The following is a 25,115-nucleotide window of genomic DNA, read 5'->3' as shown; positions in this document are numbered from 1 at the left end:
GCGTGGGGGAACGCACCGGACGCCGCTCCTTGACGGGCAAACGTTGCCTGCCGCGGCACTGGCTCGTCCATCCTGCGTCAAGAGAGATCAATTCGCTTTCGGATCGATCCTTTTGGCCCATCGAACGACCCTGACGGCGGCAGGGGCGGCCTCCGGTTTTCTGGACACCCCGGTCGGTCTGACCGACAATCACGTGCGTGACGTCGTCCTTCGAGTTCCATACGTACCCCGCGCGGCTGTCGGACGCCGAGCGCGACAGGGCACTGAAGGTGCTCCGCGACGGCGTCGCCCTGGGGCGCCTGTCGCACGACACGTTCCTGCGGCGCATGGAGCTGGTGCTGGCCGCCCGCGAGTCCCACGAACTTGCCGCGCTCACCGCGGACCTGCCCGCCGAGAAGCGGTGGTCCCGGGTCGTCTTCGGGTCCGTCGAGGCGGTCTCCGGGTTCACCGTGCGGCTGCGCAGGGCCTGGCGGGCCGAGCGGCTGCCCAAGCTGCTGCTGCCGAACCCGGGCAGTCAGCACCCGTTGCGGATCGGCCGCGACCCCGCCAGCGGCCTCAGGCTCAGTCACGAGACCGTCTCCCGTGTGCACGCCGAGCTGTGCCACCAGGGCGGGGTGTGGGTGCTGCGCGACCTCGGCTCGACCAACGGCACGACTGTCAACGGCCGCCGCGTCATCGGCGCCGCGTTCGTCCGTGACGGGGACCAGGTGGGCTTCGGGGATATGACCTTCCGGCTGGCGACGCAGTAGCCCGGGCCGCCGTCGGGACCGCGTCCCGCTTCTGCCCCGTCGCCGTGAGCGGCCGGGTACCGGCCCGCGCGGAGCGCGACTGACACGGCCGCGCCGCAGTTCCACGGCCGCCGTGGGCCCACGAGGCCATGCCCGTCAGTCCCCGTCGGCCCGCTCCAGCAGCGCCACCGGCAGTCGGGTGAACAGGTCCTCCACGAGCGTGCGGCCTTCGAACTCCCGCTCGGGGGAGAGCGCATCGGCCCAGCGGCCCGGCGGCAGCGTGAGGGAGGTATCGCGCCAGCCACCCGCCTCCGCCAGTCCCAGCGACAGCCGGGTGACCGCCGTGAGCACCTGCCCGGAGCGCACGAAGGCCACACAGTGCGCGGCGCCCGGCCCTTCGGCGGACAGCGGTGTGTACGTCGCCGACACGCCGAAGATCTCCGGGCGCCGTCGGCGCAGCCGCAATGCGGCCGTGGTGAGGTCCGCCTTGTCCGAGGACGCCTCCAGCGGTGTGAACGGCCGCCGGTTGTCCGGGTCGACCAGCGCCCGGTACTCGTCCTCCGTGCCCTGGTAGACGTCCGGCACGCCCGGCATCGTCAGATGGACCAGCGCGGCCCCCAGGACGTTGGCCCGAATGTGCGGCGCCAAGGCGTCCCGGAAGCCCGTCACCAGCCGCCCCGGCGCCCCGCACGGCCCGCCCGCGACGAACGCCGCCACGGCCGCCTCGTAGGCAGCGTCCTGCTCGGTCCACGAGGTGTGCAGTCCCGCCTCCCGGACGTGTTTGAGCAGCGCCTTCTGGAGGCGCTCCCCGGCCGCCCGTCCCAGCCCGAAGAACGTCTGCCAGGCCGACCACACCAGGTGCGGGTCGGGTGCTCCGTGGCCCGCCGGGGTCACCTCGGACAGCACACCGGCCCAGCGTTGCGGGACCTGCGTGAGCACCGAGATCGCCGCGCGCACGTCCGCGCTGCGCTTCGTATCGTGTGTCGACAGCACGGTGCCGGTGGCGGGCCAGTCGCGCTGCACGCGCGCGCAGTAGGCGTGGAAGTCCTCGGCGGCCATGGCCGGGACACCGGGATCGCCGCCCACCTCGTTCGCCGACAGCAGCGGCACGTAGCGGTAGAACGCCGTGTCCTCCACGGACTTGGCGCGCAGCGCCGACGCCGTCTGCGCGAACCGGGCCCGGAACTCCGCGTGCCCGGGTCCGTCCCCGGTCCGGCCGAGCACCAGGTCCCGCACGACGTCCACCGCGTGCGCCTCCTCGGGCACCGTGAAGACGGCACGGGCCTCGGCGGCGGCCTTCTCGGTGACCACCGCGGCGGCGTCCGTGGAGGCATACGGGCGGTACACCTCCAGACGGACGAGGAGTTCCCGCAGCGCGGTGCGCAGCGCCCAGGGGGCGTGGTCACGCAGGGCGGGGTCCGGAGAGGCGGTGCACACACGGCTCACCACGCGCGTGAGCCGGTCCACCTCGGTGGCCAGCTCGTGCGTGACGACCTGGTACGCGGCACGGCGCACCGTCGGAGCCCAGTCGCCGCCGCGGTCGGCGGGAGGGGCCGCGAACCGCCGGTAGAGGCCGAGCAGTTCTTGGGCGCCCGCCGGGTCCGTGAAGAGCCCGTCCACCCGCCGCAGCGCGTCGTAGCCGGTGGTGCCGGCGACCGGCCAGGACGGGGGCAGGTGCTCGTCGGCCGCGAGGATCTTCTCGACGACCGTCCAGCGGCCCCCGGTGGCCTCGTGCAGGCGGCGCAGATACGCGTCCGGGTCGGCCAGGCCGTCCGGGTGGTCCACACGCAGACCGTCGACCACGCCCTCGTCGAGCAGCCGCAGGAGCGTACCGTGTGTCGCCGCGAAGACCTCGGGGTCCTCGACGCGTACCCCGATGAGCTCGGAAATGCTGAAGAACCGCCGGTAGTTCAGTTCGGTACGGGCCAGTCGCCACCACACCGGGCGGTACCACTGGGCGTCGAGCAGCCCCGGCAGCGGCAGCCTCTCCGTGCCCGTGCGCAGCGGGAACACCTGGTCGTGACAGTGCAGCACGTCGCCGTCGACCTTCAGATTCCCGATGTCCTGGCCGAGCCGCCGGCCCAGCACCGGCAGCAGCAGCTGACCGCCCTGCGCGTCCCAGTCGATATCGAACCAGCGGGCGTACGGCGACGCCGGGCCCTCGCGCAGTACCTCCCACAGGGGGCGGTTGTGGCGCGGCGACAGCGCCATGTGGTTCGGGACGAAGTCCACGACCAGGCCGAGCCCGTGTTCCCGCGCAGTGCGCGCCAGGGAGCGCAGCCCCGCCTCGCCGCCCAGTTCGTCCCGCACGCGCGCGGGGTCGACGACGTCGTAGCCGTGCGTCGAGCCCGGGACGGCCTCCAGCACGGGTGACAGATGCAGGTGCGAGACACCCAGCGCGGCCAGGTACGGCACGGCCGCCTCCGCCGCTTCGAACGGGAACCGCGGCTGCAGCTGCAGCCGGTAGGTGGCCGTGGGTACTGCCGGGGCGGGAGGCACAGGTGTCATGGGGTCCTACGTACCCGTTCGGCACGGGAACCTGCCACGCTTCGTCCGCTCCGGCTGTCCTCGCGTCGCTCGTGCGGCCGCCCGCCGCGCCCTACACCGGCCGCTGCAGCACCATCAGGCTCCGGTCCAGCAGGGTCAGCCGGTCCCCGGCCGCGACCTTCGCGCCGGTTCCCGGTGTCACCCCTTCGGGGAGGGCCGTGTCGGCGACCACCTGCCACTGACGCCCATGGTCGACCGGCACCGTGAACTCCAGGGACTTCGGCGTGGCGTTGAACAGCAGCAGAAACGAGTCGTCGGTGATCCGCTCCCCGTGCGGGCCCGGCTCGGAGATCGCGTTGCCGTTGAGGAACACAGTCAGCGCACCGGCCTGCGCCGACGTCCAGTCCCGCTGGGTCATCTCCACGCCCTGCGGGGTGAACCACGTGATGTCGGACAGCTCGTCCTGCGGGCCCTGCGCCAGGCGCCCGTGGAAGAAGCGGCGCCGGCGGAAGACCGGGTGGTCGCGGCGCAGCCACACCATCGCACGCGTGAACTCCAGCAGCTCGCCGCCGCCCTGTGGCCACTCGACCCAGGACAGTTCGCCGTCCTGGCAGTACGCGTTGTTGTTGCCGTGCTGCGTGCGAGCGAACTCGTCTCCGTGGCTGAGCATCGGAACACCCTGGGAGAGCATCAGCGTGGCGATGAAGTTCCGCATCTGGCGCGCCCGCAGCTCCAGCACCGCCGGGTCGTCGCTCTCGCCCTCGACCCCGCAGTTCCAGGACCGGTTGTAGCTTTCCCCGTCGCGGTTGTCCTCGCCGTTGGCCTGGTTGTGCTTGGTGTTGTACGAGACGAGGTCGTGCAGCGTGAAACCGTCGTGGCAGGTCACGAAGTTGATGGAGGCCAGGGGGCGGCGCCCGTCGTCCTGGTAGAGGTCCGAGGAGCCCGTCAGCCGGGACGCGAACTCCGCGAGCGTGCGCGGCTCGCCGCGCCACAGGTCCCGTACGGTGTCGCGGTATTTGCCGTTCCATTCGGTCCACAGCGGCGGGAAGTTGCCCACCTGGTAGCCGCCCTCGCCCACGTCCCACGGCTCGGCGATCAGTTTCACCTGGGAGACCACCGGGTCCTGCTGGACCAGGTCGAAGAACGACGAGAGCCGGTCCACCTCGTGGAACTGCCGCGCCAGTGTCGCGGCCAGGTCGAAGCGGAAACCGTCCACGTGCATCTCGGAGACCCAGTAGCGCAGCGAGTCCATGATCAGCTGCAGTACCTGGGGGGAGCGCATCAGCAGGGAGTTGCCGGTGCCCGTGGTGTCCGTGTAGTACCGCGGATCGTCCGCCAGCCGGTAGTACGAGGGATTGTCCAGGCCCCTGAAGGAGAGCGTGGGGCCCAGGTGGTTGCCCTCGGCGGTGTGGTTGTAGACGACGTCCAGGATGACCTCGATACCGGCCTCGTGCAGCGCGCGCACGGCCGACTTGAACTCCAGGACCTGCTGGCCGCGCTCCCCCCAGGAGGCGTACGCGTTGTGCGGTGCGAAGAAGCCGATCGTGTTGTAGCCCCAGTAGTTGCCCAGACCCATGTTCACCAGGCGGTGATCGTGAACGAACTGGTGTACGGGCATCAGTTCCAGCGCGGTGATGCCGAGTTCCGTCAGGTGTTCGATGATCGCCGGATGTGCGAGGGCCGCATAGGTGCCGCGCAGCTCTTCCGGCAGCGCCGGGTGGCGCATCGTCAGGCCCTTCACATGGGCCTCGTAGATCACCGTCCGGTGATACTCGGTCCGCGGCCGCCGGTCGTCCCCCCAGTCGAAGTACGGGTTGGTCACCACGGACGCCATGGTGTGCGGCGCCGAGTCGAGGTCATTGCGCTTGTCGGGCGTCCCGAAGGGATAGCCGTAGACCTCCTCGCCCCACTTCACGGCGCCGCTGACAGCGCGCGCGTAGGGATCGAGCAGCAGCTTCGCCGAGTTGCAGCGCAGCCCGCGCTCGGGGGCGTACGGGCCGTGCACCCGGAAGCCGTACCGCTGCCCCGGCATCACCCCCGGCAGATACGCGTGCCGTACGCACGCATCGGTCTCCCGCAACTCCACCGTCGTCTCCGAGCCGTCGTCGTGCAGCAGACACAACTCGATCCGGTCGGCGGCCTCCGAGAAGACCGCGAAGTTGGTCCCGGCGCCGTCGTAGGTGGCACCGAGCGGATACGCCTCTCCAGGCCAGACCTGCATGGACACGACCTTCCCAGTTCTGCCGGCCCCTGGGGACGTCCTGGAGCCGAGTCGCCCTGAAATTGACCTCACTCACCCGGTGGGGTGGGTGAACATCACCTGCCACGGCATCGCGCGCGACGAGGACCGCCGGTCCCCTGCCGGTCCGATGACCAGTCCTCTTCCTGGCTCCGCGCGACGTCACGGCTATGAATCCGCTCACTCCACCCGCCCTTCGCGCTGGGAACGGGCCCGTGGAAGGCGGTAGTTGAGAAACGACCCTGTCCATCCGGCTGCACCGCGCGGCGCTCCCGGAGTACCCTTCCTTGATCGTTGGCTGGGGCCTGGCCCCTGGGGAGGCTCGGGGGAGCGGAAGGCGGTGCGACGGTGGGCTCGGGAGGGCTGGAGCTGCCCCCTGGTGATGAGGGCCATGAGGGGAACTCCACGGACGTCCCGCCCGGGGCGGTGTCACTGACACGGCCGATGGACATGGGATCCATCGGACCGGAACTGGACTGGAACGCCGACGCCTGGCGCGAGGTGCGTACCCGCGCCCAGCGGGCGGGGCGGGCCTACATCTGGCTGAACCTGGTCGAACAGCGCCTGCGCGCGGTCGTGGCCGCGGTTCTCCGTCCCGTCTACGAACCCGTCCACGGCGACGACTGGGTGATCGCCGCCGCCGGCCCGGCCGGCCAGGAGTGGGTGCATCGCGCGGTCGCGGTACGCGAGGTCAGCCGGCGCAAGGGGTACCTTCTCGACCCCGCTGACGACAACGTCCTCAGCTTCCTGACGCTGCCGCAGCTGCGCGAGCTGATGGTGCAGCACTGGCCGTGCTTCGAGCCGTACGTCGACGAGCGCCGCGACGTCGAACTCGCCCTGGACGAGCTGGAAGTGACCCGGAACGTGGTCTCACGCAACCGAGCCCTGTCCGGGACCGTCCTCGCCCAGGCCGAGCGCGCCTCGGCCAGACTCCTGGAGGTCCTCGGCGCGGGCGGTGACGTGCCCTCCGCGCGCCGGCTGCCCGTCGACGCCGTGGAGGACCTGGTGGGCGACCGGTACGCGGACGTGGTCGCCGTCCATCCGGACCGCGTACGGCTGCTGCGCCAGTTCCCCGCCGAGGACATCTTCGGCGGCGCCCGGCGTCTGGATGCCGCCGGCATAGGCCTCAACCTGCTCACGCAGAACTTCTCCGGTCGCCGGCTGGTGCGCCTGGCCGAGTCGGGCTGCCGGGTGCGGCTGCTGTTCCTCAACCCCGCCTCCAGCGCTGTCAAGCGGCGCGAGCGGGAGCTGGGCATCAAGAAGGGTGAGCTGAGCCGCGCTGTCGAGACGAACATCCTGCACATGCGCCGGGTGCGCTCGAAGCTGCACGACCCGGGCGCCTTCGAGATCCAGGTCTTCGACGAGACGCCCCGCTTCACCGCGTACCTGGTCGACGGGGACGGCTCCGACGGCATAGCGGTCGTGCAGTCCTATCTGCGGCGCACCCGAGGCATGGAGGCGCCGGTGCTGGTGCTGCGCGGCGGCAGCAGGGTGGTCAAGTCGGGGGACGCCGACGAGGGCGGACTCTTCCCGACTTACCGCGAGGAGTTCGAGATGATGTGGGCGGACTCGCGCCCTGTGTCCTGAGCTGTCCTCTGGGCTCGGTGGAGCGCGACCTCGGATTGTCAGTGGTGCATGGGAAGGTGGAGACCACTGGGGGAGAGCACCACCAAGAAGGGGGCTGTCATGGCCTGGCATCAAGAACTGCTGATCGGTTTCGACCTGGAGACGACCGGGACGGATCCATGCGAGGCGCGCATCGTCACGGGGGCGGTGGTCGAGGTCGAGGACGGGCGGCCACGGGGACACCGGGAGTGGCTGGCGGACCCGGGCGTGGAGATCCCGGCCGACGCAGTGGCGGTGCACGGGATCAGCAATGAACGCGCGGCCGCCGAGGGAAGGCCCGCCGACCAGGTCGCTGACGCCATCGCGGAGGTCCTGGTGGCGTACTGGAAGACGGGCGTGCCGGTCGTCGCCTACAACGCGGCCTTTTATCCACTCACTTCAGCGGCGTCTCAGGCGTCTCATCCGGTAGCAGAGTGCCGCGTTCCGGCTCACGCCGGAGCGGGGGCCGAGCGATGAGCTGGATCACGGGACCCTTGGTGGCCTTCGACCTGGAGACCACGGGTACGGACGTCGAGACCGACCGCATCGTCACCGCGGCGGTCGTACGGCTGGAGCCGGACGGGGCCATCTCCGCGGAGCGGACCTGGCTGCTCAATCCCGGGGTTGCGATACCTGGACAGGCTTCGGCGATCCATGGCATCTCGACGGACCACGCCCGCGCGCACGGAACCCCGGCTTCGTCCGCAATCGAGGAAATCGCCGAGGCTGTCGCCGAGGTCCTGCGCTCAGGGACCCCTCTGGTCGTGATGAACGCGCGCTATGACCTGTCACTGCTGGACCGTGAGTGTCGGCGGTACGGGCTGGAGTCGATCAGTGAGCGACTGGGCGTCGTGCCCTCACCAGTCATCGATCCGTTGGTGATCGACAAGCACGTCGACAAGTATCGAAAGGGCACACGTGCCTTGCACGCGCTGTGCGCGCACTACGGTGTGTCGCTCGAGGACGCGCACGATGCGAGGGCGGACGCGGTGGCTGCCGCCCGTGTGGTGCGCCGCATGGCCGAGAAGCACCAGCCCGTCGGGGCGATGTCCTTGACGGACCTGCATGACCTCCAGATCCGTGCGGCGGCCGCGCAGTCAGCCTCTCTGCAGGCATACCTGCGGCGGACTTCGAATCCGACGGCGGTCGTCGAGGCGGCTTGGCCAGTCATCCCGCGCAGCCGATAGACGGGGCTGGGTCAAGACCCTCCGTGCGCGAGAGCCTGCAGGTGGGAGAGGGTGATTCGCCGTCGGGTGGGGTCGACGTCGAGGATCTTCACGATGAGAGGATCGCCGACCTGGATCACATCCTCGGGGCCGGTGACGGGTTCCTCGGACAGCTCGGTGTTGTGCACGAGTCCTTCGAGGCCGTCATCCCGGTCTTCGATGCGGACGAAGGCGCCGAACGGCACAAGGTTGGTCACGACACCGGTCACTACCTGGCCAACCTGCTGTATGAACTGCGGCATCGGGTCTGCCTGCAATGCCTTCAAGGACAGCGGCACGCGCTCTCTCGCCATGTCGACGTCGAGTACTTCGGCTGAGATCTCCTGCCCGACGGTGACGACGTCGGATGGGTGATTGATGCGCCTCCAGGACAGCTCCGGAATGTTGATCATCGCGGTGAAGCCGCCGATGTCGACGAAGGTGACGCCAAAGTCGGCGATCACTGTGACCACGCCGGTGACGATCTGCCCACGGTGGAGAGTTTTGAGGAAAGCCCAGTCGCGGTCGCTGGGGGTTTGGTCAGTCCTCCACCGAGCCCGCAGGACGCCGTCACTGTCGGGCAGCACGGCGGTGAACAGCGGCTGGCGCGAGCCGACGTCCAGGGCCAGCGCGGCAGCTGCCCGAGCACCTGTCATGCGGGCGGCCAGTGCCCGGTACTCAGTTTCGTCGACGATTGTGCTGGTGATCGCCCCGCTCCCGTCTTCCCAGACAAGTTCCACCGGGCCTTCGGCGGGGAGCGTGGCGAGAACTGCATCGACGTCGGCGCACAGGTCCGGCCAGACGGTCAGCTTGGCGCGCGGGGTGAGCCTCGTGCGTACTGCGTCGAGGGTGTTCTCCGTGAGACGGTGCCAGCGGGAGGCGTTGCCGACGTACCCCTCCTCGAGTATTGCTGCCTGTCGACTTGCGATGGACCAGCGCAAACGGGCCCAGAAGTCCTCATCGGCAGGTCGCTGTACGCCGGGTTCGTCGAAGTCCGCGTCGTAGGGCGAGGCGTCCAACTGCTCGGGGAAGAGACCAAGAGCCCGGGTGTGGGCAATAGCGCGCTCGCAGGACTTGTCGCTGCTGACGTAGACGTACTGGTCCCAACCGACCTGCACGACGAACCTGTCCTCCACCTCCAGACGACACCAGGCACCGTTGTCGCGGAGCATGACCCTGACCAACTCCAGACCATGGGAGAGGGACACCTCGGCACCGTCGTGGAACCCGCTGAGATCGGGTGGGAAGAGCCCGGCAAGACCGTGGCCGTCGATCGCCGGCTCCAAGCCGAAGTGGGCAAGGCCGGAGATCCCCGGCTCACGAATGGCCAGATGGTCGATGCCGGTGTCCTCGGCGAAGGCGGCAATTGCTTGCAGATATGCAGCCTCGACCGGTCCGTGGTCGCTGGTCGAGTCCGCAGCGCCGATGTAGCTGCCGTGCTCGTCGCGGTCGGCAGGGTCGTACTTGGTGATCCGGTAGACGAAAGGCGGCACGTTGCTCCCCGTGGTTGTTGACGATGCTCGCTCAGCGGCCGATCTCGTGATCGGGAGCGTAGGGCGGGGCCGGCGCATCGCCGCCTTCGAGGATGGCCATCGAGATCACCTGCTGCAAGCGGGATACCGTGCCGCATCAGGCCGAATCGATCAGCGGCGATCAATGCGAGTAACGCGATCGCTTCGTTCGGCTGCCTTGGAAAGAAGCTCGTTCTCCAGTGTGAGGAGCTGAACCTGCTGTGCGAGGACGTTGATCGAGGAGCGTAGCTCCCGCACCTCGCGCGCGTGCTCTTGGCGGAGCCGACGTTCGGCTGACTTCAGGGTCTGGACCTCCTGCCGGAGCGAGGCCGAGGGCGTGGCTGCTTCTTCTCGATCGGCTACGAGAGTCCGGAACTCCGTCAGGACATGAGGGTGGCGGTAGGCGCTCGCTCTGCTGACCCCGGCCTCGACTGCGAGGGAGGCGACGGTCAAGGAGCCGTCGCTACGCGTGGACTCTCCTCGGAGCAGGCGCTCGGAGGCCGCTCGGAGGGCTGTTTCGGTTGCGTCAGTCGTTGACACGGTCGATCCCCTCGATCACTTTGCTGACCTCGTTGAGATGCTCTCGCAGAGCTGTTCGCTGGAGATCGGAGAGTCCCACGAAGGCCAGTGCGCGCTCGGTGTCTCCGCGTGCTGCTTCCCACCCGTTGCGATGCCGGGTCGTGATGGTCGAGTTCCCGCAGCGATCCGGGCGGCAGTTGTTGAGCATGGGCTGGTCCGAGCCGCCGGCGGTTCGGCACAACGCGGTCTCGGGCTGGTAGTAGCAGTCGTTCAGAGTCCCGACGTGCAGGGTGTGAGCGGAGGTCTTCAGCATGGAGTGAAGGCGACGCTCATCGACGACCCGTCCCGGGAAGTCATGCAGTTCCTCCTGCACGCGCGCGAACTCGTTGTCAGTCCGTGTCCCACCCGGTGCGGAGGAGCGGATACCCGCTTTGAAGTCCTCGTAGCGCTCCACGACGTCCGCCAAGCGCGCCATGGCTTCTTCGGCGGCGACCTCCGCGCGGAAGCCCGAGGCCGAGGTCCCGGCGTATCCCTCGAACATGGCCACGGAGAGGTGTTTGTACTGGATCATTCCCGCGACCGTGCCGTAGGGGCGGTGGGCGATGTGCCAAGCCACGGTTCTGCGGAACTGGCGGGTGGTGAGGTTCCAGGGTTCCCCGTCCACGTCGGGCACGGGGAACCCGATGTGCGTGCAGTGTGCTCGGAACTTGTTGAGGTTCTCATTCATTCGGTTGGCCGAGACCGTTGAATACCGATCACGAGTGACTGGTCGGCAGAACAGCGCCTCACGATGGGGTAGTTGCTGAAGGACATTGACGGCTTCGGCGACGGGCCCGATGACCACCCAGCTTTCCACTGTGCCACGCCCACCCTTGACGAGTTGCGAGCGCACCTTGTGGCGAACGACGACACCATCCGCACTCCGCTCGGTGAAGTGACAGCCGTCCCGCAGTTCCTTGACCTCGGAGTCGCGCATACCGGACAGATAGGCGATGAGGATGTAACAGGCGGTTCGCAGAAGTCGTTCCTCGTGAGCCACGGCGGCGGGGCTGAATCTGTCCCGCCAGGGGAGACCGGTCTGGGGGTGCGGAGCGATGGGTGTGTCCATACCGCCGGACTCAGGGCCCAGGAGTTCCAGTGCTCGGTCGATACGCTCGTCGTAGACGCCTCCGGCGACTCCCCGGCCGGCTCCGGACTTCCGCATGACGTAGGTGTAGGCCGGCGCACCGGCCAGGTGTACTTGTCGTCCGACCCCGTCCACTACGGGGACTCCTCGTCCTTCGTCGGCAAGGCCCTGGAGATAGTGCTCAAGGCGATTGAGGGACAATCCGTGGATGTCTTCGGCGGAGGCTTCCAGTTCCGTGAGCTCGGTACGTGCGTTGATGATGTCCTTTGCCGCGGTGCGGACATAGAACAGCGCTGCTTGTACCAATGGGCCGATCACGTTCGGTGGGATGCGGGGGGTCTCGTTTTCATGCTTGCGCGTCGGTTCGACGCCGATGACCCGGGTGAGGGGACGGCCGTTCCACGGGTTGATGACCAATGCGTCGGTGACGACGGCCTGTGCTGCGAGGTGCAGGCGTGAGATCACCTGGAGCCGATGGCGAACGCTGCTCGCGAGCAGCCCTTCGCCCCGGCAGTGAGCGAGGTAGGCGTCGAGAACCGGTTGCGTGACCGCGTCCAGGCGTAGGCCTTCGTGCTCGGTGTCGAGGAACCGGAAGAAGCACCGCCGGGGCGGACGCCCTGGCCGCGGCCCGGCTTGCCGGTGCGATAGCGCGCCGCCACCCGAAGGTCGCGGCCCTCGGCCCGGCGGAGCTGCACCGCCGTCAGATCGAGTGGTACGCGGCCTGGGCGGCGGACTTCCAGAGCTTCCTGCGCCGCAAGGGCAACGAGGGGGCCGTGGTGGACGGGACGTGGCCGCTGAGGCAGGCGGCGGACCAGACGGTCTGACGGGGCCCGGGGCTCAGAAGGCGTACCAGCGGACGGTCTCGTCCCCCTCCCGCAGGGACGCCACCCGGCGTTCGAACTCGGCCAGCGCCTTGGGGTTGCTCGGTGCGTGCTGGGCGACCCAGGCACAGCTGGCGGTCTCGCGCGCCCCGCGGAGCACGGAACAGCCTTCCCACTCGCGCACGTCCCAGCCGTAGGTCCGGGTGAAGGCGTCGTACGCCTTGGTCGCAAGCCCGTAGCGGTCGTGGGAGAGGGCCATCACCACCAGGTCGTGCTCGCGCAGGTCGGCGGAGAAGGTCTCCAGGTCGACCAGGACCGGGCCGTCCGGGCCGATGTGCACATTGCGGGGCAGTGCGTCGCCGTGGATCGGGCCCGGCGGCAGATGCGGCGTCAGCGCGGCGGCCGCGGCGGCGAACCCGTCGCGGCGCTCCCGCAGATATGCCGCGTCTGCCGGGCCGATGGCATCGCCCGCGAGCCGCAGCCAGCGCTCCACACCGCTCAGCAGATCACGGGGCGGCAGCTCGAAGGAGGGGGAGCGGAGAGCGTGCACGATCCTCAGCAGCTCGGCCAGATCCCGCGGCTCGGCGGGGCGTACGGGATCGGGCAGCCGGTGCCACACCGTCACCGGGTGGCCGTCCACCAGCAGCGCCTTGGGGTCGGCGGCGCGCACCGCGGGGACGCCCGCCTCGGCGAGCCAGGCGGCGATGTCCAGCTCTCGCCGTGCGCGGTCGAGGAGTTCGGCGTCGCGGCCCACCTTGACCACCAGGTCACCGGCGGCGAACACCGCGTTCTCACCCAGGGCGAGGAGCCGCGCGTCTCTCGCCGGGCCGGGCAGTACGCCCGCCGCGGCCAGTACGTCGCGTGCCGTTGCCTCGTCCATCGTCCGCCTCCGGGGCCTTGATGCGTTCCTGCCGTTCGTCGGCCAGTGTCGCATTCGCACAGGTGGGGCCGTGTGGGCGGTGTCGTGACAGTGCGCAGGGCCGTTCCGGCCACCCGGCTGGCCGTAATTGAATTGCACGAGACGTATCGTCTTGCCTACGGTCTCAGGCATGACCTCCACCCCCGCCCATATCGCCATGTTCTCCATCGCCGCGCACGGCCATGTGAACCCGAACCTGGAGGTGATCCGTGAACTCGTCACGCGCGGACACCGTGTCACCTACGCCATCCCGCCGGTGTTCGCGGAGAAGGTCGCCGAGACAGGAGCCGAGCCCGTCCGCTACACCTCGACGCTGCCTTCCCCCGACGACGACCCCACCGCCTGGGGCACCACGCTCCTCGACAACGTGGAACCCTTCCTGAACGACGCGATCCAGGCGCTTCCGCAGCTCATCGAGGCCTACCAGGGCGACGAGCCGGATCTCGTGCTGCATGACACCGCCTCCTACCCGGCCCGGGTCCTCGCCCACCGCTGGGGCGTCCCGGCGATCTCCCTCGCTCCCCACCTCGTCGCCTGGAAGGGGTACGAGGAGGAGGTCGCCGAACCCCTGTGGGCCGAGCCCAGGAAGACCGCGCGCGGACAGGCGTACTACGCGCGCTTCGCGGCATGGCTCGCGGAGAACGGAATAACCGAGCACCCCGACCGGTTCGCCGGCTACCCCGCCCGCTCGCTCGTGCTGATCCCGAGGGCACTCCAGCCGAACGCGGACCGGGTCGACGACAAGGTCTACACCTTCGTCGGCGCCTGCCAGGGCGACCGTGCGGCGCAGGGCGACTGGCAGCGACCGGCCGGCGCCGACAAGGTGCTGCTCGTCTCGCTCGGCTCCAGCTTCACCAAGCAGCCCGCCTTCTACCGCGCGTGCATCGAGGCGTTCGGCGGGCTGCCGGGCTGGCACATGGTGCTGCAGATCGGCCGGCACGTCGATCCGGCGGAGTTGGGGCCCGTGCCGGACAACGTCGAGGTACGGGACTGGGTGCCGCAACTCGCCGTCCTGAAGCAGGCCGACGCGTTCATCACGCACGCCGGAGCCGGCGGCAGCCAGGAAGGTCTCGCGACCGCCACGCCGATGGTCGCGGTGCCGCAGGCCGCGGACCAGTTCGGTAACGCCGATGTGCTCCAGTCGCTGGGCGTCGCCCGCCACGTCCGGAGCGAGGAGGCGACGGCCGGCACGTTGCGGGAGGCGGTGCTCGCACTCGTCGACGACCCCGAGGTGGCGCGCCGGTTGAAGGAGATCCAGGCGCAGATGGAGCAGGAGGGCGGCACCCGTAGGGCCGCGGACCTGATCGAAGCGGAACTGCCCGCGTAGGCCGGCGGCGCGGCGCGGCCGGGAGGGGCACCAGGGCACCGGCCCGTGCACGGCATGCCGACCGGCCCTTCATGTCCCGACACGGCATCGTGGCCGGGGGCGTTCGCCCCCGGCCACGATGCCTGTACCCGCGGAAGGTCAGACCCCGACCTTCTCGCCTTCCGGCACGTGCGGCGGTGCCACCTCGACGGACTCGTCGTGGGTGAGGTCGGGCAGCCAGCGCAGCCACTTCGGCAGATACCAGTTCCGCTCGCCGAGCAGCGCCATCACCGCCGGGAGCAGGACGCCCCGGATGATCGTCGCGTCGATGAGGACCGCGGCGGCAAGGCCCACGCCCATCTGCTTCATGGTCTGCATGGACAGCGTGCCGAAGATCGCGAAGACGGCGACCATGATGACCGCGGCGCTGGTGACGACACCCGCGGTGGTCACCACGCCGTGCGTGATCGCGTCCTTCGTCGTACGGCCCCGCAGGCGCGCCTCACGGATCCGGGAGACCACGAACACGTGGTAGTCCATCGAGAGCCCGAACAGGATGACGAAGAGGAACAGCGGCAGCCAGGTGACGATCGCGCCCACGCCCTGGGCGCCCACCAGCGACGCGCCCCAGCCGTGCTGGAAGACAGCGACCAGGATGCCGTACGCGGCACCGACCGACAGCAGGTTCAGCACGATCGAGGTGATCGCGACCGTCAGCGAGCGGAACGACAGGAGCATCAGCAGGAAGGCGAAGACGATGACGAACGCGAAGACCGGGACCACCGATCCGACGAGCTGGTCGTTGAAGTCGTGCGAGCCCGCGACCTCCCCGGTGATCGGCGCCTGGACGCCCTCCACCTTGCCGAGGGTGTCTGGCCGCACCTTGTCGCGCAGCAGCTCGAGGCTCTTGCCCGCCTTGTCCTGGTCGGAGCCGCCGACGAGGGGTACGGACACCAGGGCGACGTTCTGCGCGTCGTGCAGCTTGACGGTGACCGGGCCGCGCGAGGCCCCCGAACCGACCGCCTGGGTACGGAACGCGGCGAGTGCGTCCTTCACGCCGGGGGCGTTGATGTCCTTCGCCTTGACGATGACCTGGGCCGGCGAGGAGCCGCCGGGGAAGGCGTCGTTGATGCGGTTGTAGGTGGCCACGATCGGCAGCTTGTCGCCGAACTCCTGGTCCAGGGTGAGGTTCTGGGTCTTCATGCCGAGCGCGGGCGCCGCGATCGCCAGCAGGGCACCGGCCGCGACCACCAGGGAGACGGCCGGCTTGGCGAGGACGACCCTGAGGACGGCACTCCATGTACGGCTGCCTTCCTCGGCCGTGCGGCCCCGCCGGGCGTTGCGCGCCCGACGCTTGTCCGGGTGCAGGAACGGGATGCGCCCCTTCTCGACCCGCTCGCCCAGCAGCGACAGCAGCGCGGGCAGCACGGTCACCGAACCGACCATGGCGACCGCCACGACCATCAGCGAGGCCAGGCCCATCGCCTCGAAGGTGGCGAGCCCGGTGAACAGCATGCCCGCCATGGCGACGCACACGGTGATGCCGGAGACGATGACGGCGCGTCCGCTGGTCGCGGCCGCGATGCGCAGGGCGGTGCCCGGGTCGCGTCCGGCCGCCCGTTCCTCGCGCTCGCGGCGCAGGTAGAAGAGGCAGTAGTCGACGCCGACGGCGAGGCCCACCAGGAGCATCACGGAGTTGGCGGTGTCGTCCATCGCCTGCAGGTGGCTGACGATGCCCATCAGACCCATCGTCGCCATGATCGCGGTGATGGCGAGCGCGACCGGCAGCAGCGCCGCGACCAGCGCCCCGAACGCGATCAGCAGGATGCCGAGGGCCACCGGCACTGCGGAGTACTCGGCCTGCTTGAAGTCGTCACCGAACGCGTCGGAGAACGTCTTCTGCATGCTGGCGCCGCCGATCTCCTCGATCCGCAGCCCTTCGTGCTCCTTCTGGGCCTGGGTGACGGCCTTCAGCACCGGCTCGACCCGGTCGCCCGCGGTGTCCGCGTCGCCGCGCATCTCGAACTGCACGAGGGCGCTGCGGCCGTCCTTCGAGATGGTCTTGGTGTCGTAGGGCGAGGTCACGTTCGTCACGCGGCCGGTGTCCTCGACCGCCCGCACCACGGTGGTGACGGCGGCTCGGAACTCGGGGTCCGTGACCGTGGTCCGGCCGTCCTTGGCCTGGATCAGCACGGTCTCGCTCGCCGGTTCCTTGATCCCGGCGTCCTCGATGATCTTGGCGGCGGTGTGTGTCTCGCCCTTGAGCTGGTCGCTGTTCTTGACGTCGACCCGGCCGGCCGCCGAGCCGACGGTCATCGCCAGAACGACGAACAGAACCCAGATGCCGACGGCAGCCCATCGATGCCGGGCACTCCAGCCGCCGGCCCGCGCGGCGATGCCCCGCACCTGCTTGTCTCCACTCCCCATGACGGGCTTGCCCCCTCGTATGCGGGTGACGACCCCCTGCCGCCACCGCTCGTATCGAAGGTAGGGGCGGTATAAGAACGACTCGTCGTGCTCATCGGTGAATTGCGAGCGCCCCGGCTCATCCCTGTGGACCTTGCCGCCTACCCATCTGGGAGGACAAGCCCCTTACAACTACTCGGGGTTCTCGGGGGCCGGCGTCAGGGTCCGGCGGCGTTCCCCGAGCCGAGGCCTTCATACCCACCCCCACAAGCACGACGGCCGCTCCAGTGCTGTGACGGGAAGGGTTCACCGGCTCGCGACGCCCGGCGCGGCTCCCCCACGCTCGGCTTCTCCCCCACTCTCGGCTCCGCTCGAGCGGGGGACCCCCAGCGCGGGAGGGGCCCCCACCGCCGCGTGGTCGCATCACCCGAGTACATCCAGTACGCGGGTCATGCTCCGCCTTGCGGTTTTCCCCCACTGCCTGAAGGGCGTGGGAGGTGCCCCCAGCACCGGACGCCGCGAGCTTTCCGGCAAACCTCTCCGGCCCCAGCACTAGGGTGAGCGGATGACGACGACGTACGCGGCGCTGCTGCGCGGGATCAATGTGGGCGGGAACCGGAAGGTGCCCATGGCGCAACTGCGCACCCTGCTGACCGGACTCGGGCACACCGGCGTGACCACGTATCTGCAGAGCGGCAACGCGGTCTTCACCGCCGACCACGGCGACGAGGAGACCCTGGCGGCGGAGATGAGCCGGGCGATCGAGGAGCACTTCGGCTTCGCCGTCGACGTGCTCGTACGCGACCACGCGTATCTGAAGGCGGTACGGGAGGCTTGTCCGTTCCCGGCCGAAGAACTGGAGGGCAAGCAGCTGCATGTCACGTACTTCTCGGTACCGGTGGACGCTGGGCGGTTCGCGGAGATCGAGCCGGCCGGATACCTGCCGGAGGATTTCCGGCTCGGCGACCGTGCGCTCTACCTCTACGCCCCCGACGGACTCGGCCGGTCCAAGCTGGCCGAGCAACTGGCGAAGCGCCGGCTGATCAAGGACGTGATCGCCACCACACGCAATTGGAACACGGTCGTCAAACTGGAGCAGTTGACCGCCGCCTGAGCAGAACCCCGCCGCCCAGGCCGCCATCGAGGGTGAACCAGGCACCGCGCACAGGCTCATCCCTCGATACACAGGCCGTTGCGAGGGCGGCGTCGATCTGCGGTCCGTGACCGGTGTTCGAGACGGTCTCGGCCCGAGCTCCCGGTGTCAGCCGCGGAACGCAGGGATATGTGCCCCGCACGCTTGATCGAGCGCAGGTCACAGCGTCACCTTTCCAGGCGTTCGCAGCGGATCGGCAGCGAGGCGGGTCGGCTCTGTGAGCGCGTCCTCATAGGCAGAGCGAGCAAAGACGTACGGGCCCATGGCCAGTTCTCCCCACTCCCTCCGGAAAGGCTGCCGGAAGGAGGACCAGGTAACGGTTTCGGAAGTAGTGGCGATGACCGTCAGCAGAGGCCAGCAGCCCCAGAGACCGCAGGAGCAGCCCAGCACCGGAGTCGCGCAACTGGAGGGATCTACGAACTCAGGGGCCGGATCGCCGAGGAAATGGCGCACGGAATCGCCGACCTCAGAGAGGGCGAGGCCATCGTGCTGGGTCAGCAGGAAGTGTTCCTCCTCGGCCGGTTCTTCATCCTCGAGTTCCTGACGCCAGAGATCGCGGGTGGCTTCGGCGGCGTGGACACGCAGATCCGTGCCGTCGATACGGAAGCCCCATTGGAGGTCCCATAGTTGCTCGCCGATGGGGTAGTTCAGGATCTCGATTCGCTGCATGGCCGTCATCTTGAGGGACGACGACCGGCTCACGTAACTTCTTTTGGCCAGTCTCGACGCGTGCGGTTCTCGTGTCCGCGGCGCGGCAACCCGTGATGTCGGCGCACTGCCACCTTGCTGGAGTCCCCGTGCTGCTCAGGCAGTCGGCTGGTGGCCACCCTCGGTTCCCCGGGAAGGGCTGGGCGTGCGGGCGGTAGACGTCCCGCTGTTCACCGCTGTGGTCGCGATGGGAGCCGTTTGGGGCTGGGCGGAGAGCCGTAGGCGAGGATGAGAGCACGGCGGACGGCCAGTCGCCCGGCGTGTCGAAACGCCCCCGCATGGGAGTCCATTTCGTGGATGCCGACCGCGCGCAGTACGGCGGCCACCGCCACCGTGGTCTTGGCCTCCAGCGCGGTCAGTTCCTCCTTGATGCCGGTGGCAACGGCGTTCTGATACTCGGTCAACTCATCCGGGGTGATGGAGCCGCGGGTGTGAAGATCGGCGTGCACTTCGAACGTGATGCCCTCTTCCCAGGGTTCGAAGTCCACGGTGATGTCCGCGAAGTCCGATGGACAGCTGGCCTGGCGTGCGTACACGGCGCGGACACCCCGGAGCGGGCGGGGCGGGAAGCTCACATCCTGATGCACAAGGCCATGGTATTCGGCGCGGTCCCAGATGGCCTCGCAACTTCACCAGCTGCAATGCCATGCTGCTCAACGGGCTCGGAGGAGCAGGAAATGATCAGCGGGTATCCAGCTGGTTCGCCCCGCGAGACAACCGCAGCCCGGCAAACCTTCCCCAGCACGGTACTCCAGCTGTAGATCGTGATCTTCATGTCCGAGATGCGGCTTGTGGTCGTTGATGACTGGTGAGTGATCGCGCCTGGTGGCGGCGTTGCCAGTCGGACCAGCGGAGCCGGTGGGCCGGGTCGTGAAGGGGGATGTCGAAATGGCCGTGCTCGACGAGTAAAGGTGCCACAGGGGGCGGCATTCATCCTGGTAGGTGCGGTGGCGGTGGTCGAGGCCGACGGCATCCACGATCGAACCCTTGTGGGTGGCCACGCCGGCGTCCGGCCGAACTCGGTTGGCCTCGACCTGGGGCGCGTCCCTCCCGATTGCATACAGCGAGGCAAGTGCCGGTCGGTCGAGCGCGATGGGGTGGCGGTCGCCGGCTGGGTGGCCGTGGGAGCGGACACCGAAATGTGTGGTTGATGCTCCTGCGTCGCAGGGGGTTTACCTCGCCACAGCCATCGCGTATCGTCTTTCGATAACATCGATAAACGATAACAAGGGGATGCTGTGGCCGAGGACTCCAAGCTGCTCGAACCGCTGTCCACCGTGGTGTCATTTGTGCTGCGGCTACTGATCGGGATCCTCGTATTCGGTTTCGTCCTGAGCCTGTTCGACAGCAACATGCACGTCGGCTATGGCAACCCCTGCGTCAACGCCGACTGGATCTCGGGAAGCGCCACCGACACCGATGCGGCGTTCAACGCGAAGTCTGGCGCACACGTCAGTGCGATCCCCCAGTACTGCGCCTCCCACCCCAGCACTTACCAGAACGTCCTCGCAACGCTGGGCGAGCTGCCGTCCTTCATTCTGCTGATCGGTGGGCTGTTCGTACTCAACAGCCTGCTGCGGGCAGCTGCCCGAGATGGTGTCTACACCCCGCAGACCTCGTCGAGACTGAGGCTTTTGGGATGGTGGCTCCTGCTGGGCAGCCTGGCCGCCGAACTCATCGAAGCCACTGCGAAGACCGCGCTGCTCGCCACCCTCACCACGGAGTTCTCCGCCGGAGGCTGGCTGGGCATGTGGGCGACGCCGTACCTGGCGGTCCTCACCGCACTGGGGCTGATCACGTTCGCCCGGATCATGCGTGTCGGCGTCACCATGCGTGAAGACCTCGCCGGGACCGTCTGATGTCCACCGAAGGGCATGAAGGCCATGCCATCCAGGTCCACCTCGATCGGCTCCTGGAAGAGCGCGGCATGACCCTCGCCGAACTCGCGGCCCGAGTCGGCGTCACGAACGTCAATCTGTCCATCCTCAAGAACGGGCGAGCCAAGGCCATCCGCTTCACCACACTCACCCGGCTCTGCGAAGTGCTGGACTGTCAACCCGGAGATCTGCTCAGTCATCGCCCTTCTGGCCAGTGATCTTCACGTCTGGGACGCGGCTTGTCGCCGGTAATGGCGACTGGGCGGAACGTACCCATGACGTCGCCCTGGTCGACGACGCTGGCACGCTGGTGGCTCGAGATGCGCCATCTCATGACGTTGGTGTCACGGTCACGATTACTGCGTGGCGGGGTTGTCGTAGTCGTTGAGAAGGGGGCTGTGGCGTTCGGTGAGTGGGCCAACGCCGAGATCTTCACGCATGAGCTTGCGCATCTTGGCGGCTGCTTTGCCGCGTGCCTCCCAGCGGGCGCGATCCTCTGGACTGCTGACAGCAGTGCCGTCGATGTAGCCGTCGCAGATGCGTCGCAGGCAGTGGAACACGCTGTCGGAGGCCTTGACGACGGGTTGGGGCGCGATGAGCCACATCCGTTCTGACGCGGTACTTATGCCTGAATCCCGAAAGGCTTCGCGCAGCGCGAGCGCCCGCTCGTCGTCGGAAGGGTGCTCTCGCTCGGCCAGGGCCCGCAGGGTCTCACCGAGGACCTTCACGGTGGTGGTGTACTGCGTATAGATGTCGAGCCGTAGCCGACGGGCTTCTTTGACATCCTCGTGCTTCCACCGATTCCGATCGGCGATGAGAGTAGCGACGATGCCGATTGCGGCCCCGGCCAGGGTGGAGAGCAGTGGCAACCAATCCATGCGGGCCAGCTTGGGCCATCGCGTGACGTCGGCACCAGGTGGGCTGACCCGTAGCCGATCTCCCGAGACAGCACACCTCGGCGCTCCCGGACTTCCAGCCACATGCCGCGGTCAATGATCGCGGGCCACTCACCGTCGCCGACCTTTTCGCCACGGAAGACACGGATCCCGGCCACGTGGCGGCCGTCGAGAACACCCCCCTGTCATCTGTGCGAGGCTCGCCGTATGCGCTACATCATCATCGGAGCAGGGGCGGTCGGCGGAGCGATGGGTGCGAGACTCGCCGGGGCAGGGCGCGAGGTGGTCCTGGTCGCGCGGGGTGCGCAGTACACGGCGTTGCGCGAGGGTGGACTGCGCTTCCATGCCCCGGACGGCGAGCACATCCACCGGTTGCCGGTCGTCGACGGGCCCTGCTCGCTGGGCGAGTTGAGGTCGGACGACGTGCTCGTGCTGGCCGTCAAGACGCAGGACAGCGAGGTCGCGCTGGACACGTGGGGTGCTGCGCCCGTGGCGGGTGGTGGTACGGCCGCTGAACGGTTGCCGTTGCTCTGTGCACAGAACGGCGTCGAGAGCCAGCGGCTCGCCCTGCGCCGCTTCCGCCGCGTGTACGGCGTCTGCGTCTGGCTGCCGGCCACGTTCGTCGAACCGGGTGTCGTCTCCGCGGCCGGTGCGCCGCTCACCGGAATCCTGCACCTCGGCCGCCATCCGTACGGAACCGACGAGACCGTGTGCGGGATCGCCGCCGACCTGGAGGAGGCGCGGTTCGAGGCGCCGGTCGTGCCGGATGTGGCGCGCTGGCAGTACGCCAAGTTGCTGGGCAACCTCGCAAACGCCATCGAGGCGGTGACCGGGCCGATCGCCGACGAGGAGCAGCGGCGGCTGTACGCACGCGTACGGGCCGAGGGGGAGACGGTGCTGCGGGCCGCCGGGATTCCGTACGCGAGCGAGGAGGAGCAGCGGGAGGCGCGCGGCGAGACGCGGCTGGTACCGCTGGGCGGGGTCGAGCGGGGTGGCGGTTCCTCCTGGCAGTCTCTCACTCGGGGCACCGGCACCATCGAGGCCGACTACCTCAACGGCGAGATCGTTCTGCTGGGGCGGCTGCACGGCGTACCGACCCCGCTGAACGAGCTGCTGCAGCAACTCGCCACCGCGTTCGCGCGGGAGCGGCGGGCGGCCGGCTCGCTGCCGGTGGCGGAGCTCGTGCGGTTGGCGGACGAGGCGGTGGCGGCCGCAGCGGGGGCTGTCGCGTTTGTTCAAGAGGACTTGGCCGTCCGTCCCTAGGGTGGGGGCATGAGTGATGCGTACAAGAACGTGCACCCGTACATGGCCGAATGCGCCGCGGAGGCGGCCCGCGTGGCCCGTGGCGTCACGGCGGAGCACCTGTCCGAGCCCACCCACTGCCCCGACTGGGACCTCCGCACGCTGGTGAACCACTGGGTCCTCTACACCTCGCACGGTATGGAGCACCGTGCCCGACGCAAGACGCTCTCCGAGGAGTTGACGGCACGCGACTTCACCGCGGACCCGGACTGGACGCAGGCGTACGCCGACCAGCTGGACCGCGCCGTCGCCGCCTGGGACGACCCCGCCGCTTGGGAGGGCGAGGTCGACCTGGGCATGGCGAAGATGCCTGCGGCCGAGCTGGCGACGATGCTCGTCAAGGAGATGGCGGTGCACGGGTGGGACGTGGCCGTGGCCACCGGTCAGGAGTACCGCGTCTCGGAGGGAGCCGCCCGGCTGGTCCTGGAGGTCGTGGAGACCCACGGCGAAATCTACCGCCAGTACGACGGGTTCGCCGCCCCGGTCGCCGTCCCCGACGACGCGCCGGTCTTCGAGCGCGCGCTGGCCTTGAGCGGCCGGAACCCGCGGCAGGGCAGGGTCGCACAGTGAACCGGTGACGTGCCGGGCGCAGTGGGCCACGGCAACCGGCAGGTGGTCGACAGGCCGGGCGGGCGTGCGGGCACAGGGCAGTCGGGTGCGCTCACGCACTCAGACGCCCACAGGGGCCGGCATCGGCGCCCGCGCGGCGTCGTACCGCTCCAGCACTAGTCGTGCCACCTCCGGTGCCGGTCCCAGTGTTTTGGCCAGCACGTCCGCCGATGTGGCCCCCTGGGCGATACGGTCCGGCAGCCGGCCCGGCGCGAGAACATACGGGGCGACGGCGACCCGCTCGCAGCCGAGCGCCCGCAGTTCGCGCACCGCGTCCTCGGTGCGCGGAAACCCCGCGGGAGATGTGGCGGAGGCGAACGCAGGCCGCACGGCGCACCAACCGGTGTGCCGCCACTCCCGCGCGATATCAGCGATCACTGCGATCGCCTCCGGGTCGGTGGATCCCGCCGAGGCCAGGACGACCCCGGTCGAGGACTTGTCCGCGGGCGTCAACCCCACCTCGTACAAACGCCGTTCCAGCGCCCGGAGCAGCAGCGGCGAGGGGCCGAGCACATCGGCCTGCCGGATGCGCAGCGGCGGCGGGGCGTCCCGCAGGAGGGCCGGGATGTCCGCCTTGGCGTGGAACGCACGGGTCAGCAGCAGGGGCAGGGCTACGAAGTCCCGCACACCCTCCGCCGCCAGAGACAGCAACACCCCGTGCACGGACGGGACGTTGAAGTCGAGGAAGGCGGTCTCCACGCGCAGCCCCGGCCGCTGTGACCGTACCCGCCGCACCAGTGCGTGGATGGTCGCCGCATGTCGCGGGTCACGGCTGCCGTGGGCGATGGTGAGGAGAACCGGATTGTTGTACACGGGACTTCAGCTCTTCACCAGCAGGCCGCGGCTGCGCAGCACGCGCCGCTCCAGCGGGCTGAAGATCAGTAGGTCGACGGCGACTCCGACGAACAGGATGAGAAGAATGGCCTCGAAGACCATGGGCATCGAGCCGGCGTTGCGTCCGTTCTCCAGCAGCGCGCCGAGTCCGATGCCGAGATCCGGCGAGGAGGCGATGATCTCCGCCGCCATCAGCGAGCGCCAGGAGAACGCCCAGCCCTGCTTCAGACCTGCCAGATAGCCCGGCAGCGCGGCCGGCAGGACGATGTGCCAGGCGCCCCGCAGCCCCGTCGCGCCCATCGTGCGGCCCGCCCGCAGGAACAGCGGAGGCACCTGGTCGATGCCGGAGACCAGGCCACCCGCGATCGAGGGGACCGCGCCGAGCAGGATCACCGCGTACATCATCGAGTTGTTCAGCCCCAGCCAGATCACGGCCGGCGGCACCCACGCGACCGACGGCAGCGACTGAAGACCCGTCAGGAGTGGCTTGACGGCCGCGCGCACGAACGTCACGCGGGCCACCAACAGGCCCAGGGGGGTGCCGATGGCGAGCGCGAGCAGAAAGCCGAGCAGGCCGCGCGCGATGCTGGTCCAGATGTAGCCGAGGAGCCTGCCCTGCAGCCAGGCGTCCTTGAACTCGTTCCCCACGTCGGCGGGTGAGGGCAGCTTCGTCGGATCTTCGACGATCCTCAGTGATATCAGGGCCTGCCAGACCACCAGGATCAGTGCGATCGCGATCACCGGCGGCAGGATCTTGCGGGCGAAGGTCTGCCGCAGCGGCGGGCGCCCCGCGGCCGAGACCTCCAGGGCGTCCAGGCCCGTCTCAGGACTGCGCGGTTGGGCGGCGTCCAGGCCCGTCTCAGG

General features: G+C 69.1%; 20 protein-coding genes and 3 pseudogenes. 11 read left to right on the top strand and 12 right to left on the bottom strand.

The annotated features are described in order from the left end of the window. The first annotated feature begins 197 nt into the window (after positions 1 to 197). On the top strand, positions 198 to 749 hold the full coding sequence (locus BIV24_RS21115; protein ID WP_071367950.1) for an FHA domain-containing protein: 552 nt from the start codon (positions 198 to 200) through the stop codon (positions 747 to 749). A 135-nt stretch (positions 750 to 884) separates the two neighbouring features. Here BIV24_RS21115 and treY read toward each other — a convergent pair whose 3' ends face one another. After that, positions 885 to 3,236: a malto-oligosyltrehalose synthase gene (gene treY, locus BIV24_RS21110; RefSeq protein WP_071367949.1), complete on the bottom strand. Its 2,352-nt coding sequence runs from the start codon at positions 3,234 to 3,236 to the stop codon at positions 885 to 887. A 91-nt stretch (positions 3,237 to 3,327) separates the two neighbouring features. Beyond that, positions 3,328 to 5,436, bottom strand: a complete 2,109-nt coding sequence (gene glgX, locus BIV24_RS21105) for a glycogen debranching protein GlgX (protein ID WP_071367953.1) — start codon at positions 5,434 to 5,436, stop codon at positions 3,328 to 3,330. Between the two features lie 366 nt (positions 5,437 to 5,802). Between glgX and BIV24_RS21100 the strand changes: the two genes are divergently transcribed. From BIV24_RS21100 to BIV24_RS21090, 3 genes and pseudogenes are all read left to right on the top strand, one after another. Beyond that, positions 5,803 to 7,041 (top strand): SAV2148 family HEPN domain-containing protein, encoded by a 1,239-nt coding sequence (locus tag BIV24_RS21100; protein WP_071367948.1) that lies wholly within the window; start codon positions 5,803 to 5,805, stop codon positions 7,039 to 7,041. Between the two features lie 99 nt (positions 7,042 to 7,140). Beyond that, a pseudogene (locus BIV24_RS21095) lies at positions 7,141 to 7,446 on the top strand (exonuclease domain-containing protein); the annotation flags it as partial. A gap of 86 nt (positions 7,447 to 7,532) precedes the next feature. Continuing rightward, the gene (locus BIV24_RS21090) at positions 7,533 to 8,246 is read left to right on the top strand and encodes an exonuclease domain-containing protein (RefSeq protein WP_071367947.1); all 714 of its coding nucleotides are present in this window, start codon (positions 7,533 to 7,535) and stop codon (positions 8,244 to 8,246) included. A gap of 11 nt (positions 8,247 to 8,257) precedes the next feature. Here the strand turns inward: BIV24_RS21090 and BIV24_RS21085 are convergent, their stop codons facing one another. From BIV24_RS21085 to BIV24_RS21075, 3 genes are all read right to left on the bottom strand, one after another. Next, entirely contained in the window at positions 8,258 to 9,757 is a 1,500-nt protein-coding gene (locus tag BIV24_RS21085) for a S1 RNA-binding domain-containing protein (RefSeq protein ID WP_071367946.1), read from the bottom strand. Positions 9,758 to 9,907: 150 nt separating this feature from the next. Next, positions 9,908 to 10,315: a hypothetical protein gene (locus BIV24_RS21080; RefSeq protein ID WP_071367945.1), complete on the bottom strand. Its 408-nt coding sequence runs from the start codon at positions 10,313 to 10,315 to the stop codon at positions 9,908 to 9,910. Further along, positions 10,302 to 11,885: a hypothetical protein gene (locus tag BIV24_RS21075; RefSeq protein WP_071367944.1), complete on the bottom strand. Its 1,584-nt coding sequence runs from the start codon at positions 11,883 to 11,885 to the stop codon at positions 10,302 to 10,304. The genes BIV24_RS21080 and BIV24_RS21075 overlap by 14 nt, the downstream gene beginning before the upstream one ends. A 137-nt stretch (positions 11,886 to 12,022) precedes the next feature. On the opposite strand from BIV24_RS21075, the pseudogene BIV24_RS35550 reads away from it, so the two are divergent. Next, a pseudogene (locus BIV24_RS35550) lies at positions 12,023 to 12,244 on the top strand (3'-5' exonuclease); the annotation flags it as partial. A gap of 13 nt (positions 12,245 to 12,257) precedes the next feature. Here BIV24_RS35550 and BIV24_RS21070 read toward each other — a convergent pair. After that, complete coding sequence (locus tag BIV24_RS21070) at positions 12,258 to 13,121, bottom strand: phosphotransferase enzyme family protein (RefSeq protein ID WP_071367943.1); 864 nt, start codon at positions 13,119 to 13,121, stop codon at positions 12,258 to 12,260. A gap of 117 nt (positions 13,122 to 13,238) precedes the next feature. Here BIV24_RS21070 and mgt point away from each other — a divergent pair. Further along, positions 13,239 to 14,487 (top strand): annotated as a pseudogene (gene mgt / locus BIV24_RS21065) (macrolide-inactivating glycosyltransferase). Between the two features lie 138 nt (positions 14,488 to 14,625). Here the strand turns inward: mgt and BIV24_RS21060 are convergent. After that, positions 14,626 to 16,893, bottom strand: a complete 2,268-nt coding sequence (locus BIV24_RS21060) for an MMPL family transporter (RefSeq protein ID WP_071367941.1) — start codon at positions 16,891 to 16,893, stop codon at positions 14,626 to 14,628. 544 nt (positions 16,894 to 17,437) lie between these two features. Here BIV24_RS21060 and BIV24_RS21055 point away from each other — a divergent pair. Beyond that, positions 17,438 to 17,986, top strand: a complete 549-nt coding sequence (locus BIV24_RS21055) for a DUF1697 domain-containing protein (RefSeq protein ID WP_071367940.1) — start codon at positions 17,438 to 17,440, stop codon at positions 17,984 to 17,986. Positions 17,987 to 18,184: 198 nt separating this feature from the next. On the opposite strand, the gene BIV24_RS21050 is transcribed toward BIV24_RS21055, so the two are convergent. Further along, a complete protein-coding gene (locus tag BIV24_RS21050) occupies positions 18,185 to 18,694 on the bottom strand; it encodes a hypothetical protein (protein ID WP_143064637.1) in 510 nt (169 codons plus the stop codon). A 209-nt stretch (positions 18,695 to 18,903) separates the two neighbouring features. Beyond that, positions 18,904 to 19,320, bottom strand: coding sequence for a hypothetical protein (locus BIV24_RS21045; RefSeq protein WP_071367939.1), 417 nt, complete (start codon positions 19,318 to 19,320; stop codon positions 18,904 to 18,906). Positions 19,321 to 19,971: 651 nt separating this feature from the next. On the opposite strand from BIV24_RS21045, the gene BIV24_RS21040 reads away from it, so the two are divergent. Together BIV24_RS21040 and BIV24_RS21035 are read left to right on the top strand one after the other, a co-directional pair. Continuing rightward, the gene (locus BIV24_RS21040; RefSeq protein ID WP_071367938.1) at positions 19,972 to 20,592 is read left to right on the top strand and encodes a DUF2975 domain-containing protein; all 621 of its coding nucleotides are present in this window, start codon (positions 19,972 to 19,974) and stop codon (positions 20,590 to 20,592) included. Beyond that, a complete protein-coding gene (locus BIV24_RS21035; RefSeq protein WP_071367937.1) occupies positions 20,592 to 20,828 on the top strand; it encodes a helix-turn-helix domain-containing protein in 237 nt (78 codons plus the stop codon). The genes BIV24_RS21040 and BIV24_RS21035 overlap by 1 nt, the downstream gene beginning before the upstream one ends. A gap of 138 nt (positions 20,829 to 20,966) precedes the next feature. Here the strand turns inward: BIV24_RS21035 and BIV24_RS21030 are convergent, their stop codons facing one another. Continuing rightward, entirely contained in the window at positions 20,967 to 21,488 is a 522-nt protein-coding gene (locus BIV24_RS21030; protein ID WP_245766878.1) for a hypothetical protein, read from the bottom strand. Between the two features lie 225 nt (positions 21,489 to 21,713). Between BIV24_RS21030 and BIV24_RS21025 the strand changes: the two genes are divergently transcribed. Next, complete coding sequence (locus BIV24_RS21025) at positions 21,714 to 22,769, top strand: ketopantoate reductase family protein (protein WP_071367935.1); 1,056 nt, start codon at positions 21,714 to 21,716, stop codon at positions 22,767 to 22,769. A 9-nt stretch (positions 22,770 to 22,778) separates the two neighbouring features. Next, positions 22,779 to 23,378: a TIGR03086 family metal-binding protein gene (locus BIV24_RS21020; protein ID WP_071367934.1), complete on the top strand. Its 600-nt coding sequence runs from the start codon at positions 22,779 to 22,781 to the stop codon at positions 23,376 to 23,378. Positions 23,379 to 23,477: 99 nt separating this feature from the next. Here BIV24_RS21020 and BIV24_RS21015 read toward each other — a convergent pair whose 3' ends face one another. Then, a complete protein-coding gene (locus BIV24_RS21015) occupies positions 23,478 to 24,230 on the bottom strand; it encodes a sirohydrochlorin chelatase (RefSeq protein ID WP_071367933.1) in 753 nt (250 codons plus the stop codon). 6 nt (positions 24,231 to 24,236) lie between these two features. Continuing rightward, positions 24,237 to 25,103 carry an ABC transporter permease gene (locus BIV24_RS21010; RefSeq protein WP_071367951.1) on the bottom strand — a complete coding sequence of 289 codons (867 nt, stop codon included), beginning with the start codon at positions 25,101 to 25,103 and terminating at the stop codon, positions 24,237 to 24,239. Between the last annotated feature and the right edge of the window lie 12 nt (positions 25,104 to 25,115).

Source organism: Streptomyces colonosanans (genome assembly GCF_001866645.1).
Lineage (GTDB): Bacteria > Actinomycetota > Actinomycetes > Streptomycetales > Streptomycetaceae > Streptomyces > Streptomyces colonosanans.
Note: the sequence above shows the minus strand (reverse complement) of the source record. Positions and strands in the feature narration are given on the sequence as shown.